The 14,069-nt window shown below is 36.4% G+C and carries 12 protein-coding genes; 4 read left to right on the top strand and 8 right to left on the bottom strand.

Going from position 1 to position 14,069, the window contains the following annotated elements:
- Positions 1 to 51 precede the first annotated feature (51 nt).
- From GXM16_RS12585 to GXM16_RS12570, 4 genes are all read left to right on the top strand, one after another.
- Positions 52 to 882, top strand: a complete 831-nt coding sequence (locus tag GXM16_RS12585; RefSeq protein ID WP_163394784.1) for a polysaccharide deacetylase family protein — start codon at positions 52 to 54, stop codon at positions 880 to 882.
- 102 nt (positions 883 to 984) lie between these two features.
- On the top strand, positions 985 to 1,470 hold the full coding sequence (locus GXM16_RS12580; protein WP_163394783.1) for a TlpA family protein disulfide reductase: 486 nt from the start codon (positions 985 to 987) through the stop codon (positions 1,468 to 1,470).
- Between the two features lie 239 nt (positions 1,471 to 1,709).
- On the top strand, positions 1,710 to 2,162 hold the full coding sequence (locus GXM16_RS12575) for a hypothetical protein (protein WP_163394782.1): 453 nt from the start codon (positions 1,710 to 1,712) through the stop codon (positions 2,160 to 2,162).
- 99 nt (positions 2,163 to 2,261) lie between these two features.
- Positions 2,262 to 2,471, top strand: coding sequence for a hypothetical protein (locus GXM16_RS12570; RefSeq protein WP_229684336.1), 210 nt, complete (start codon positions 2,262 to 2,264; stop codon positions 2,469 to 2,471).
- Between the two features lie 155 nt (positions 2,472 to 2,626).
- Here GXM16_RS12570 and GXM16_RS12565 read toward each other — a convergent pair whose 3' ends face one another.
- The 8 genes from GXM16_RS12565 to GXM16_RS12530 all read right to left on the bottom strand — a co-directional run bounded on the left by GXM16_RS12565 (position 2,627) and on the right by GXM16_RS12530 (position 14,066).
- Positions 2,627 to 3,103 (bottom strand): hypothetical protein, encoded by a 477-nt coding sequence (locus GXM16_RS12565; protein WP_163394781.1) that lies wholly within the window; start codon positions 3,101 to 3,103, stop codon positions 2,627 to 2,629.
- Positions 3,104 to 3,172: 69 nt separating this feature from the next.
- Positions 3,173 to 4,561, bottom strand: a complete 1,389-nt coding sequence (locus GXM16_RS12560; RefSeq protein ID WP_163394780.1) for a M20/M25/M40 family metallo-hydrolase — start codon at positions 4,559 to 4,561, stop codon at positions 3,173 to 3,175.
- Between the two features lie 336 nt (positions 4,562 to 4,897).
- Positions 4,898 to 6,802 carry a discoidin domain-containing protein gene (locus GXM16_RS12555; protein WP_163394779.1) on the bottom strand — a complete coding sequence of 635 codons (1,905 nt, stop codon included), beginning with the start codon at positions 6,800 to 6,802 and terminating at the stop codon, positions 4,898 to 4,900.
- Between the two features lie 141 nt (positions 6,803 to 6,943).
- Positions 6,944 to 7,747, bottom strand: coding sequence for a glycerophosphodiester phosphodiesterase family protein (locus GXM16_RS12550; protein ID WP_229684337.1), 804 nt, complete (start codon positions 7,745 to 7,747; stop codon positions 6,944 to 6,946).
- A gap of 157 nt (positions 7,748 to 7,904) precedes the next feature.
- On the bottom strand, positions 7,905 to 10,205 hold the full coding sequence (gene bglX, locus GXM16_RS12545; RefSeq protein ID WP_163394778.1) for a beta-glucosidase BglX: 2,301 nt from the start codon (positions 10,203 to 10,205) through the stop codon (positions 7,905 to 7,907).
- Between the two features lie 117 nt (positions 10,206 to 10,322).
- Positions 10,323 to 11,687 carry a glucoamylase family protein gene (locus tag GXM16_RS12540; protein ID WP_163394777.1) on the bottom strand — a complete coding sequence of 455 codons (1,365 nt, stop codon included), beginning with the start codon at positions 11,685 to 11,687 and terminating at the stop codon, positions 10,323 to 10,325.
- Positions 11,688 to 11,753: 66 nt separating this feature from the next.
- Complete coding sequence (locus GXM16_RS12535) at positions 11,754 to 12,566, bottom strand: LamG domain-containing protein (protein WP_163394776.1); 813 nt, start codon at positions 12,564 to 12,566, stop codon at positions 11,754 to 11,756.
- Between the two features lie 18 nt (positions 12,567 to 12,584).
- On the bottom strand, positions 12,585 to 14,066 hold the full coding sequence (locus GXM16_RS12530; protein ID WP_163394775.1) for a RagB/SusD family nutrient uptake outer membrane protein: 1,482 nt from the start codon (positions 14,064 to 14,066) through the stop codon (positions 12,585 to 12,587).
- Positions 14,067 to 14,069 lie beyond the last annotated feature (3 nt).

The raw sequence follows: 14,069 nt of genomic DNA, 5'->3' as shown, positions 1-14,069 counted from the left end.
CTATATTTCCGGCCTGAATAATTGAAAAGCATTAAAATAAAACAGACTAACATGACCAAATCACTTTATAAACTGTCAAACAGAAACCTCAAAAACATACTAACTGCGGTAATTGTTTATCTGTTTTCTGCCCCAGCTTATGCACAGACTGAAAGCAGAAACTGGAATGGTAAAAAATGTGCCGTTGTACTAACGTATGACGATGCTTTAAACATTCATCTTGACAAGGTCATTCCAATGCTTGATTCGTATCAGTTTAAAGGAACTTTTTATCTCATAGGCTCGTCGCCTGTTGTATCTGAGAGAATTCCTGAATGGAGAGCCGCTGCTAAGACAGGACATGAACTGGGTAATCATACCTTAAATCATCCTTGTAATGGAAATTTGCCAGGGAGGGAATTTGTAACATCGGAAACTGATTTGTCGAAATATACTGTTGCGAGAGCGGTTAAGGAAACCCGGATTACAAACAGTCTACTAAAAGCGATTGACGGTAAAACCGAGCGTACGTTTGCTTATCCGTGTGGGGATTTTACCACTAATGATACGTTGTATTATAATTACTTAAAAAATGATTTTGCTGCTGCCCGGGGAGTTTCTCCAGGTTATTTAAGTATGAAAGGAGTAGATTTTTCTAATGTAAATTCTTTTTTCCAAAACGGAAGCACGGCAGAACAAATGATTGCTCAGGTTGAAGAAGCGGAGAAAAAAAGTTCTTTTATCGTTTTTCTGTTTCACGGTGTGGGTGGTGAACATCCTTTGAATATAGATCTGGAAGAACACCGAAAATTACTGGAATATTTAAAGAAAAGAAAAAAAGATATTTGGGTTGCGACAATGGTGGATGTGGCAAAATATATCCGTGAAAATCAAAATAAATAAATTGCTGCTGACACAAAATTATGTGGAAACACTTCATTTTTATGGAGAAAATTTAAATCGTGTTATTTATATTTGCACAGTTCATTCCCCAAATAACTGAATATGAAAAAAATATTATTTATTGCCTTATTGACATTTTGCATCAGTACCAAAGCACAGGTTGTAGGCCTGGAAATTGGAGATATTGCCCCGGAGATTGATTTACCCGATACAAAAGGAGAAAAAGTCGCACTTTCCTCTCTAAGAGGTACAATAGTATTGGTTGACTTTTGGGCTTCCTGGTGCGGTCCATGCATCAAAGAACAGCCGGAATTATTAAAACTATACAATACTTATTCTGAAAAACTTTCTATTTACGGAGTATCTCTTGATACAAAAAAGCCTGTCTGGACAGGAACAATTGCAAAACTGAAACTGCCATGGACACAGGTGAGCGATTTAAAATACTGGAGCTCTCCTACTGTTGCAGATTATATGGTACAGGCTTTACCTCATAATTTATTGCTTGACAAAAACGGAATTATTGTAGCAAAAAATATTCATGGCGCCAAGCTTGACCAATTGGTCAAAGAATTAACTGGCAGTTAATCCTGATTGCATTCTTCTTTCGCAAATTATCATAGTCGGGAGAATTTTAATTTTGAAAACCACTTTTATTATATTTCTAAAATAGCTGTCGATTTATTTGGCAGCTATTTTTTTTATCATTTACTTTGTTATTCAAAGTACTTTTAAAAACTAACAAAACTATGAATACATTCTAATTTAAATTATTTTTTCATCTAAATACTTTGAAATTCAAAGAACTTTTAAAACATATAAAAACAATGAAAGATTACATTATTGAGAAATTATACGAATGCACCAAAAAACCTTATCAAAAGTATTTTAAACGAAATACACCCTGGGAAGTTGACAAAGCAACGCTCCTGAACTATCCGGAAGGAACTTTAGGAAACAGTTTAGGCAACTTTCTTCATACTAATCATTTTGATATACAACCTAAATTAGAAGATCATGATGTCATTCATGTATTAACCAATACCGGGATTTCTGTAACTGATGAAATCGGGATGCAGTATTATCTTTTAGGAAACGGAAAAAGAAGTCTGTACTTATTTTTGGTTATTCTTTCTGGCACACCTTTTTATCCAAAACAAATTGGATATTTTATTAAACAATACAAACGTGGCAAAAAAGCGCATTCATTTTATTATCTGAATTTTTCTAACATGCTTTTGGTACCCGTTAAAACTATTCAACACATTTTTAATATTTAAAATTATGACAACTATCAATAAAAAACTTTCAGAGGAAACACAGTCTACTGAATTGTAATTGGGACTTTTATAATTAGTACTGTTTTATTTACCGTTTATATGTTCAGCAATAAAAATTCTAATGTTTTGGTATTTGCTTTTCCGTTTGTTGTTTCAGCTTTGCTTTTAAATGGAATTATGTTGTTGCATCTGACAGGTCGTTTTGTAAAATTTTATGAGGAACGAAAAGATATTGCGGTTAAGATTTTACTGTTGTTGAGTAATATTCCTATTGCGGTTTTGTATTATGTGATTGCTATGAAAGGGTGATTATTGAAATGCGAAAAAGCTGTAAAAGCGACGTTCGCCGTTAATTATACTTACGAAAAATTGAAACTGAGCTCTTTCGGAGAAACAAAAGGCTTATGCAAAAGTCCGTAAATTTCAAAAATAAGTAATTATACTTAACGTCTATTAAATAACATTCAAAGCTCTGCCTGATTTACATGATCACGTTGTACAAAAATATCTCCTGCTGAATACAAGTAAAATTCTGATATTTTTGACACTACATAAAATTTGAAAACTTCATCGTCTAATTGCTGCAAATCTTCTACCTTAATTGGAGTAAGAAATTTAGATTTAAAAGCGTAATCATCTTTAAATTTAATATTTTGTTGACTAACAATCTCTTCGAACTGTTTGCGATTAGATTTTTTAATATCAAATTCTATCTTTTCTAATTCATTATATAGTTTTGAAATTTTCTGATACTCTACAGAAGTTCCTTTTTTCTGGTCAAGATTCTCTTTTGCTATTTGTGATAACAACCCATTTAGGTCTCTTTGATTGGCAGTGATAAGTTTTTCTGATTGTTCTAAAAGTAAAGTTCTTGAAAGATTATTATTTCGTTTTTCACATGAAATAAAAAGTATTATCACTAATGCTAATGAAATTTTCAATTTTGCAGATCCGTTCATCGTGGTTTTGAATATTTTGTTAACTAATCGCTTATGCTAATTTTATAAAAATCAATTAGCCGCAGGAAGCACAATCCCGCCCTGATCAATCAAATAAAGCAGCGTAGTCATAGTAGCCGCACCAAGTTCCAATTCTCTTTTGTTAATGGCATCAAATTTATCATTTGCAGCATGATGGTAATCAAAATAACGTTGTGAATCCGGTTTTAAACCTGCCTTAACAATCGCTTTTGAGGTCAAGTGACCAATATCTGAACCTGCATGACCAATGGTGAAACTATGCACTAAATAAGGTTCGAAATAATCCTTAAAGCCTTGTATTTTCTTTAAATTGGCATCATCTGCTTCTATTGAAAATCCTCTTGGTGTAAATCCGCCCGAATCGCTTTCTAAAGCAAAAATGTGGTTCTCGTTCTTTTGTTTTGAAACCTCTTCGTATTTTGCACCGCCTTTCCCGCCGTTTTCTTCGTTCATAAATAAAACGACACGAATTGTATTTTTTGGCTTATAATTTAAATTTTTAAGAATACGAACCACTTCCATACTCTGCACCACTCCTGCCCCGTCATCATGAGAACCGTCTGCCAGATCCCAGGAATCCAAATGACCACCCACAACCATAATATTTTCAGGAGTTACGGTTCCTTTTATTTCTCCGATTACGTTGTATGAAAGAACATCCGGCAATGTCTCGCAGGACTGTTTGAAATAAAATCGTAATGCAGGATTAATCTTTAAAGTGGCGCTTAATAATTCGGCTCCATTAGTACTGATGGCAGCAGTTGGAATATATTGCTCTTTTGGCAAATCGCCATAACTCTGGGCTCCGGTGTGCGGAAAATCATCTAAACGCAAATTCATCGAACGGACAATTGTTCCAACTGCTCCGAGTTTGGCCGCTTCTTTTGCTCCTGCAAATCTTTGGTCTACACAAGCTCCGTAGGATTTAAAAGTCTCTATGTTTTCAGGATTCATTGGTCTGTTAAAAAACACGATTTTTCCTTTTACTTTATCTCCTAACGTTTTTAATTCTTCTATACCCAGTACTTCGATGACCTCAGCCGTAAGTCCGGCTTTTGGTGTTGCAATTGAGCCTCCTAAGGCACAAATTGGCACCGTTGTTTTTACTTTTCCATCCAGAATAAAAGCAGTTTCTTTTTCTCCACGTACCCAATGCGGCACCATTACTTCCTGAAGATATACTTTATCCAATCCTAAACCTTCTAATTGTGTTTTTGTATAATTAATTGCCAATTGGGCATTTTGAGATCCCGATAAACGCGCTCCAATATCATTAGACAAATACTCTAACCACGTATAACATTTCGAATCGGTTAAAGCTTTTTTATAGAACAGTTTGATGTTTTTTTCTTCGTTTGATTGGGCAAAAGATAACAATCCGCTTAAAATTGAAACGGTCAAAAGAATTGTTTTTTTCATGGTTTTTTGTAGGTTTTGGGGTTATCGGACATTACACCGTCAGTTCGAGTGTTTTGTTTAAAAATGCGATAGTTTTTTTAAACAAAATGTATCGAGAACCTTAGTACTAAAAAAGTTTCTCGATACAATTTTTAATCATAAAGCTATCGCATTCTTATTAAAAATCACTCGAAGTGACGAATACAATCATTGACTTAATAGTCTCTGACTTCTTCAACAAAGAAACAAAAATTCTTCAAAACTGTCAGATTTTTTCCTCAGTCATTTTACAAAAAAAGCCCTGATTACAAATTATTTGCTTTGCAATCAGGGCTTATAAAATTTCTCAGCTAAAAATTATCTTACTTCGAGAATTTTATTTTTTGTACCTATTCCGTTTTCGTTAAAGGCTTCAATAGTAAAGTAATATTTTGTGCCTTTATCCAGACCTCTAAAATCATACGAATTGTCTCCGTAAACCATAATGCTGTTGTACAATTTATCAGGGGCAATTCCGTAATAAATGTGATAACCCGTTGCGTCAATTTGTTTTTTCCATGAAATTAGAGCATTTCTTGAATCTGTTTTATTTCTGTCGACTTTGAAAGAAGTAACGGCTTTTGGTTTGGCTGACAATCCGTTTCCGAAAACCCTGAAATCTGAAATAGCAAATAAACCCGAGGCATTATGAATATTCTCCATTTTGATATACCGTGCTTTAATCGATTTTGAGAGTTCTACATAATCATGTGGAGCATCTTTATCATTTTTAGATTTATCTACAACCAATTTCCAGTTTACAGTATCATCAGACATTAAGATTTTATATTGGTAATAAATATCCATCGCTTTGTTGTACTGAGTCGCTTTGTGATCTGCGTAGTTGATTTGCAGGGCGTTGATTTCCATCTGTCGACCTAAATCCATTTGAAGCCATTCGCCGGGATTTCCGGTTTTGGCAGACCAATACGACTGAATATTTTCATCAGTCAAGTTTTCAGGACCGTAGCAAAATTTTTCATAGACTTTTTTTCCGCCATTGTCCATTCGGTGTGTTTCGACTTCCATACATTCTTCAGATGAAGAAACCGTTACAGGCTTTTTGTACGAAAGCAGCATCCATCCTGATGAAGCGTCTTTTGTCTGATCCCGCTGACTTGTTGGAAGTACAATTGGAAAATCACCGTAAGCAGTTATCGAATACATTACATCATCTTTATCAAATCCAGCTGGAAACATATCGATTCTACGTTCAAAGCGATCTTTAATGGATATTTTACAGGTTCCGGTGTTCCAGTAATTTCCGTAGTTATCTGCAAAAGTATTTCCGTGTCCCGCACCAATTACAAATCCGCCAGGTTTATATGACATTGGATTATGCTTTTGATACGTAAAAGGTCCTAACGGATTATCTCCTACATGAACGCCGTTTGCATAGCCTTTAAATTCGGTTGCCGGTGCGCCGTACTGCATGTAATATTTTCCGTTGTGTTTGGTCATCCAAGCCCCTTCAATAAAATTTCCCCAGGGAGCAGGTTCCATATCATTGTTTGGACCAAAACGTTCCCAGCCATGTTTTGCAGGATCGAGAATAGCTACTTCTTTGATTTGTCCGTAAGGCTTTTGAATATCTTCAACCTCTGTCGCTTTGTACAATGTAGCATAATCAGCCTGATTTCCATTTGGTAGCCAGGTTTTATAATCAACCTCAACGCCTACGAGAGGCAGTTTTCCGCTTGAACCGTAATACATATAGACTTTTTTATCATCGTCCTGAAAAATGGCCGGATCCCATGTAGGAAGCATTGCGGTGTTTACATGGCGTGACCATCTTCCTGATTTTGGATCTGCTGTTTTCCAGATGGGATGATCTCTTTTCCAGGTCGAACCTACATAAAACAAAGTATCATTGACCACCCACGCAGCCGGTGCGCATTGATCATCATCGCCCGGCTGTCTTTGGAAACTTCCGTAAACAAAATTCCAGTCGGACATATCTTTACTCCAAAAGAAACCTGCCTGATTGGTTGCAAACAGATAATAATCGCCTTTATACGTAATAATTACGGGATCTGCACTTGATCGACGGGATTCCGGAATTCCGTTATGATTATGTGTCGTATAATTATAACCGATATTAATTGGATTGCAATACGTTGTCGCAGTTCTGGCAGGATCAAACCATTCTGTTTTTTGTGCGCTGATATTACTATTAAAGCCTATCAAAAACAGCAAAAGCGATATTGAAGACAATTTACACATTTTCTTTATTTTTATATTTTAAATCTTTTTATTGGGTATAAGTTATTCCTTGTTCTATAACTCTTTACTTCTTACTTCTTACTTCTTACTTCTTACTTCTTACTTCTTACTTCTTACTTCTTACTTCTTACTTCTTACTTCTTACTTCTTTAACCTCTCGATTAGTAGTTCCGGTTCATTTGTCGTAATGTAATTGAATTTATTAGCGATAATCCAATCCATATCTGCAGCTTCATTTACGGTCCAGACATTCAGTATAACCTGATTGTCTTTGGCTTCCTGAATCCATTCCGGATGTTTTTTAAAAACCGAATAATGATAATCGATACCATTGATATGATCTGCTTTTACCTCTTTCGGAGATTTATTTCCTTCCAGATATTGCAGGGAAGCCTTTGAATCAATTGATCTGATTTGTTTTAGGATGTCATAATCAAAACTGATGTAGCAGGTGTTTTTATTTGCTTTTAACTTTTTGATGATTTCTACCGCTAGCACAGCAGTCTTTTTTCCTCTTTCCTTGCTGATTTCCGAAGGTTTTATTTCGCAGACAAAAAGCGTTTTTTTATTGTTTCGCTTTCCTTCTGAAATATATTGATACAAGGTTGGCAGCTTTTCTCCGTTTGAAAGTTTGAACTTTGTCAAATCTGCATAATCGGTTTCTTCGATAAGTAATTTATTATAATGCGCATCGTGATTGATGACAAGCGAATCATCAGCGGTTCTCCAAACGTCGAATTCTGATCCCGGTAATTTCAGGTCGATTGCGTGTCTTAATGCTGCTATGGAATTTTCAGGAAAATTGTTTTTCTTCCAGGCGCCGCGATGTGCTACAATTTCATTTTTCTTCACATTACAGGAAGAAAAAAGCACGATTATCAGCATGAAAAGAAATACTCTAAATATTTTAATGGCTTCCATCTTTATAAAATTAGAATTACTCATTTAAAGAATTAAAAAAGGTTCTCGATACATTTTTTGTTCCGTTTTCACTGCTCAAAAAACACTCGAACTGACGTTTTTAAGGTTAGAATTTATAATTGATTATAAAAAAAGCCCTCCGTATAACCAGTACGAAGGGCAATTACTAATAACAAACCAATTACTTAGTTAACTCAAAACTAACTTTCTTATCGGCAGCTGAATTTCCTCCTACGAAAACATCAAACTGTCCGGGCTCTGCTACAAATTGTAAATCAGAGTTATAAAATTTTAAATCCTCAGCCGTAATATCAAAATTTACGGTTTGTTTTTCACCTTTTTTAAGTGTTATTTTTTGAAAACCTTTCAGTTCTTTAACCGGTCTTGTTACAGAACCCACTAAATCCCTGATGTATAACTGAACTGTTTCTTTTCCGTCAAAATTTCCTGTGTTGGTTACATCAACTGTAACTTTTAATTTTCCGCCGAAATTCATTTTATCAGTAGAAATTTTCAGGTTTGAGTACTCGAAAGTGGTGTAACTTAGACCGAATCCGAATGGGAATAAGGGTTCATTTCTTTCATCGATATAATTTGATCTGAATTTTTCGAACTTTCCTTCTGTATTAGAAAGCGGTCTTCCTGTGTTTTTGTGTGCGTAATAAATTGGTACCTGACCAACACTTCTTGGAAAAGTCGTAGTCAGTTTTCCGGAAGGGTTTACATCTCCAAATAAAACATCCGCAATAGCGTGACCTGCTTCACTTCCGGCAAACCAAACGTTTAAAATGGCTGGAACAGTCGCGTTTTCATCATTTAAAACTAAAGGACGGCCGTCAAATAAAACCAATACGACCGGTTTCCCTGTTTTTAGCAATGCATTCAATAAATCTTTTTGAGCCTGCGGAATTTCTAAATTGGTACGGCTGCTGGATTCACCGCTCATTTCTGCAGATTCACCAAGAGCAGCAACAATTACATCTGATTGTTCAGCTACTTTTAAAGCCTCTGCAATTAATTCTTCTTTTGGGCGGGAATCACGGTTTAAGGTTTTGCCAAACATCGTGGCATTGGTTTCAAAAGTTTCATCATAATCTAAATTGCTTCCTTTTGCGTAAAGCACTTTTACAGATTTTCCGGCTACATCCTGGATTCCCTGTAATAACGAAATACATTTCTCACCAACTGTTGCTACACTCCACGTTCCTGACATATTATTTTTTGCATCTGCCAATGGACCAATAAGTGCGATAGTTCCTGATTTTTTAAGGGGTAATACCTGATTTTGATTTTTTAGCAAAACCAAAGATTGTGCTGAAATTTCACGTGCTTCTTTTCGGCTTGCTGTGGTAAAAATCTCTGTTTTTGCTCTTTTTGGATCACAATATTTATACGGATCGTGGAATAATCCTAAATCGTATTTTGCTTCTAAAATCAGTTTAACAGCATTATCAATCGTTTCAATTTTTACTTTTCCTTGGTCTAAAGATTTCTTCAATGTCTTCAAGAATCCTTCACCCACCATATCCATTTCAACACCTGCATTCAATGCTAACGCTGAAACCTGCTGCAAATCACCCATTCCGTGATCAATCATTTCCGGTATACCGGTATAATCGGTTACCACAAACCCCTTAAAGCCCCATTGCTTTCTTAAAACATCTGTCATTAGCCATTTGCTTCCCGTTGCAGGAATTCCATCTACTTCATTGAAAGACGCCATCACCGAACCTACTCCGGCATCAACGGCCGCTTTGTAAGGTGGAAAATAATCATTGAACATTCGGATATGGCTCATATCTACTGTGTTGTAATCACGTCCTGCTTCCGGAGCGCCATATAAAGCAAAATGTTTGACACAGGCTAAAATGGAATTATTTTTAGAAAGATCGTGCTGCTGGTATCCGTTCACCATTGCTTTTGCAATCTGGCTTCCTAAATACGGATCTTCTCCTGAACCTTCGGAAATCCTTCCCCAACGAGGATCCCTCGAAATGTCTACCATAGGAGAAAATGTCCAATTGATACCATCAGCACTTGCTTCCTGCGCAGCAATCTGCGCACTTCTCTCGATTAGCTTCATATCCCAGGTACAAGATAATCCAAGCGGAATCGGAAATGTTGTTTCGTAGCCATGAATCACATCCATACCAAAAAGCAGCGGGATTTTTAAACGGCTTTTTTCAACCGCAATTTTCTGCACTTCTTTGATTTTTTGAACCGATTTTATATTGAACAAACCGCCTACTTTACCTTCAGCGATATTTTTGGCGATGTTTGAACTATTTGCCTGCCCGGTTGTAATATCTCCTGATGTCGGTAAGTTTAACTGACCGATTTTTTCTTCCAAAGTCATTTTGGAAAGTAATTCGGCAACAAATTCAGCTTTTGGTTTGATTTTTACAGCATTTTTAGCATCCTTCTTTTGGGCATGACCCAAAACAGCGCATCCTAAAAAAAGCATGATTAATTTCTTTTTCATTTTAAATAATTTTGTTTTTATGTAAATCGCCATTGTTTTCTTCCGGTTTTTGATTCGAACAATGGCAATTTTTCATTCAGTGGTATTTAAACGTTCCTATTGTTTCTGGCTCAATGCCTAAAATCCGTATTTCGTTGATTTGAATCCAAGTTTTGTTAATCCCTGTTTTGTATCAGATGCGTTCATGAATAATTTCCACAACAACCCTGAACGATAATTCTCAATCATAGGTGCAATCGTTCCCTGATCGATGGCTAAATATCTTTTGGTTACCCAATTATACTGAGGAGAAAAAGCATCGTAAGGGCCTGCTATCCCAACATATTGAGTTTTATTTTCATCATATAAATAATGCAAAAACTTCATCGCTTCGACAGGTGCAAAAGGAAAAGAAGACAAAGCTGCCGTTGGTGAAATCACTCCGGTATCATTATTAGGCTGATGCGCTGTATAACCTGTTGTTCCGTCCGGATTTCTGGTATAACTTGCAGTAAGTCCCCAGCATTTATCAGAGTAGCCTTTCCAGCCTTTTGGGTTCACAACACTGTGCTGTATCATAATTTTAGCATGATTCTGCGTCAAAACACCATAATCAGCATATTTATCTTTTAAATTATTGGGATCTAAACCTAAATACGAATAATGTGACCAAAACATTGGACCTACATTTCCTGTTGCCCCGTTATAATTCAAAACAACCGGGATTCCGTATTGCGAACCTCCGTGCACAATACCACCGTTTCTTGCCCAGGCTTTGTGATAAGCTTCCGCAGAAATAGGATGTGTTGGAGACGCTGCTGCCATGATATAGGTAATCAGACATTCATTATACCCTTCTAATTTAAAATTCATTTCCCAGCCGTAATTGGGTGACCAATGCCAGTATAGAGCGTCTTCGTCTTTGGTATACCAGTCCCATTCAACCCCTTTCCAGAGTTCATCGGCTTTGGCAGCTAATTCTTTTTCAGCAGTACTTCCGTTTTTAAAATACTCCCTGATAGTGATTAATGCCTGGCATACGAATGATGTTTCAACTAAATCTCCGCCATTATCTTTTGTACCGAACGTAATTACTTTTCCTGATGTATTATCCATCCAGTGTGGCCATGCGCCGTGAAAACGATCTGCTTTTTCTAAGAAAGCCAACGCAGTTGAAAGTCTGGAAACAGCTTCGGCTCTTGGCAAAAAACCTCTTTCCACACCTACAACAATGGTCATTAATCCAAAACCTGAACCGCCTGTGGTAATAATATTCGATTCAAAATTTGGATCTTCTGTAATATATCTTTCACGGGCCAATTTTGAATTAGGATCGGCATATTCCCAAAAATATTTGATGGCGTCTTTCTGAACCTGATCCATCGCCTCAGCATCTGTTAATGGCTTCGTAGGGATTACCGGATTTGTTGGTTCTTCCGGATTAGAAGCTGAACATGAGTGAAAAACACTTAGAAAAATCAATATGAATAAATTGGTTTTCATTTAAAAAATGTGGTATTAATGGACAAATAATACATCTGGAAATATGAATTCCCAGATGTATATAAATTATTTTTTATTTGAGTATAAGTCATTGATTTCAGCTGAAGTCAAAGCTGTAGCGTACATTCTGAACTGATCCAGATCACCTGTCCATGAATTCATCCAGCCTTCGTCAGGATTACCCGAACCTCCTATCCTGAATCCTGAAACTTTGGCATCTTTTAGTTTTATAGGTCCATGGTTGTCCCAAACTTTAGTAGCATAGGCAACTCCATCTTTATAAAGTGTCATTCCGGAAGTTGTGGAATCATAAACAAATGCTAAATGATGCCATTGTCCGTCAAATATTCCGGGAACGCTTTCGGTATTTACCCACTCAAACCACTTATCTCCAGGCTGTTCGTCTACAAAAAGTTTAATAACAGGTTTATCAACAGTTCCTTCCATCAGACAAAACATATTTGCTTTTGCCCAGTTATCACTTACAAGACTAAATGGAAACTCAGTCTGTGTTGGTGCCCCGTGTCTTTCCCAGAATGCAATTGTAAAGCTTTCTGATTTTACCACCCAGTCATTTGGTTTAGCATAACTTATAAACTTTTTAGGAACATCTCCCTTGATTCCTTTACCGTTGATTCCATCAATCGAAGTCAAGGGATTATCTGTAGGGAATTTAGCCCGAATACTGTCAACAGCATTCATAAGAGGATCAGAAGTAGTTCCGTCAAAAGCTACATAAAATTTTAAAGGGCCACCAGGAGCATTTGCGTCTTTTGGATAATCCCCTAATTCAGGGCTGTCCATATTCTGGCATCCGATTGCTAATGAAATACATGCGATTCCAAAAGCCTTTTTAATAATTGATATATTGATTTTCATGATATTTCCGGATTGTTATTAATAGTTTGGATTTTGAACTAATACACCCCCTGACTGGTCTATAGCAGTTTGAGGAATTGGATAATATTTATGTTTATCCTGATATCCTAATCCACCCAATACAGCAGGGGCATCTCCCCATCTTACCAGATCATAAAACCTTTCACCTTCCATGGCAAGTTCAATTCTGCGTTCGTGTTTAATTGCTGCTTTTAACACTGCCTGGTTTAAATCTGCTATTTCAGGCAATACAGCACTTACACCTCTTGCTCTGCTACGAATCATTTCAAGATATTCTGCAGCTTTAGAAAAATCGCCCGACTCATTAGCTGCTTCTGCGGCCATTAATATAACATCAGCATATCTTAAAATTTTAATGTTTTTCCAGTGATTTTTATTTTCACCATAGCTTTGTCTTATGCTTGGCGTTGTGTATGCTTTTTTGTTCCAGTATGGCTGAGCTAAAGGAGGACTTGCAGGAACTGTCAATCCAAAACCATCATTCTGACCTGAAAAAAGAATGGTTGCGTCTTTGCGTGGGTCTCCTGTTTCATAAGCATTAACAAGGTTTGAGGTTGGTACGTTAAAACCCCATCCTAAATCCCAGGTACTGGAACCGCGAACTCCTTGAGATTCCCAATAATTACTTGAATAATTTACCCCTGCTTCTCTTAAAAACTGTACTTCGAAAATAGATTCCTTGGTGTTATCTCCTGCTTCTGAAAACAAGGTTACATAAGAATTATCCAAAACATATTGCCCTGAAGTTATAACCAATTCACTTTTTTCCAAAGATTTAGCCCAATTACGCTGGTATAAGTATAATTTTGCTAATAATGCATTGGCAAACCCTTTTGTTGCTCTTCCCGGATAAGCTGGCCAGGCGTCTGGTAAATTAGAAGCAGCATACTCTAAATCAGCTATGATTTGAGTTTCCAGTTCTGCTACAGTAGATTTTGCCTTCACACCATCACTTGGAATTACCACTTTATTTAGTATAATTGGCACTTCTCCATAATCACGGTATAAATCAAAATAAGCAAAACCCCGAATTGCTTTGGCTTCGGCTTCGTTAATAATAGTTCCCTGATCTGTTAATCCCGAAGTTTCTATTTCTGTAATCAAATCATTGCAGGCAAATATCAGACTGTAGTGCCCATTCCAGTTTAATGCAAATTCTGCTTGTGTTGCAGAATATTGAAAGTTATCCATGATATTTCCTAACGTTGAAGCATCTGTAGGAGTACTTCCCTTTTGGGCATCATCTGACCTGATATTTTGAAACCAATATCTGATCCAGTTTGTGACTCCGTCTTGTGTTCTGATTTTTCCGTATAATCCAAAAGCTTTTTCTTCAAAACCTCCAGCAGTTAAGTCTCCTTCAGTAGCGTTGCCTAAAGGTTTTCTGTCTAAGAAATCATCATCACTGCATGAATTGAGAACTGGCATTGCTAATAATGCAATAAGTAATAATTTGATGATATATTTATAATTTTTCATGAT

The sequence above is a fragment of the Flavobacterium limi genome, from assembly GCF_010645075.1.
Taxonomy (GTDB): Bacteria; Bacteroidota; Bacteroidia; order Flavobacteriales; family Flavobacteriaceae; genus Flavobacterium; species Flavobacterium limi.
Note: the sequence above shows the minus strand (reverse complement) of the source record. Positions and strands in the feature narration are given on the sequence as shown.

What these genes read in the sequence shown, in the direction of transcription:
- GXM16_RS12585 (WP_163394784.1), top strand. Translation starts at nt 52, where the DNA reads ATGACCAAATCACTTTATAAACTGTCAAACAGAAACCTCAAAAACATA.
- GXM16_RS12580 (WP_163394783.1), top strand. Translation starts at nt 985, where the DNA reads ATGAAAAAAATATTATTTATTGCCTTATTGACATTTTGCATCAGTACC.
- GXM16_RS12575 (WP_163394782.1), top strand. Translation starts at nt 1,710, where the DNA reads ATGAAAGATTACATTATTGAGAAATTATACGAATGCACCAAAAAACCT.
- GXM16_RS12570 (WP_229684336.1), top strand. Translation starts at nt 2,262, where the DNA reads ATGTTCAGCAATAAAAATTCTAATGTTTTGGTATTTGCTTTTCCGTTT.
- GXM16_RS12560 (WP_163394780.1), bottom strand. Translation starts at nt 4,561, where the DNA reads ATGAAAAAAACAATTCTTTTGACCGTTTCAATTTTAAGCGGATTGTTA.
- GXM16_RS12555 (WP_163394779.1), bottom strand. Translation starts at nt 6,802, where the DNA reads ATGTGTAAATTGTCTTCAATATCGCTTTTGCTGTTTTTGATAGGCTTT.
- GXM16_RS12550 (WP_229684337.1), bottom strand. Translation starts at nt 7,747, where the DNA reads ATGAGTAATTCTAATTTTATAAAGATGGAAGCCATTAAAATATTTAGA.
- bglX (WP_163394778.1), bottom strand. Translation starts at nt 10,205, where the DNA reads ATGAAAAAGAAATTAATCATGCTTTTTTTAGGATGCGCTGTTTTGGGT.
- GXM16_RS12540 (WP_163394777.1), bottom strand. Translation starts at nt 11,687, where the DNA reads ATGAAAACCAATTTATTCATATTGATTTTTCTAAGTGTTTTTCACTCA.
- GXM16_RS12535 (WP_163394776.1), bottom strand. Translation starts at nt 12,566, where the DNA reads ATGAAAATCAATATATCAATTATTAAAAAGGCTTTTGGAATCGCATGT.
- GXM16_RS12530 (WP_163394775.1), bottom strand. Translation starts at nt 14,066, where the DNA reads ATGAAAAATTATAAATATATCATCAAATTATTACTTATTGCATTATTA.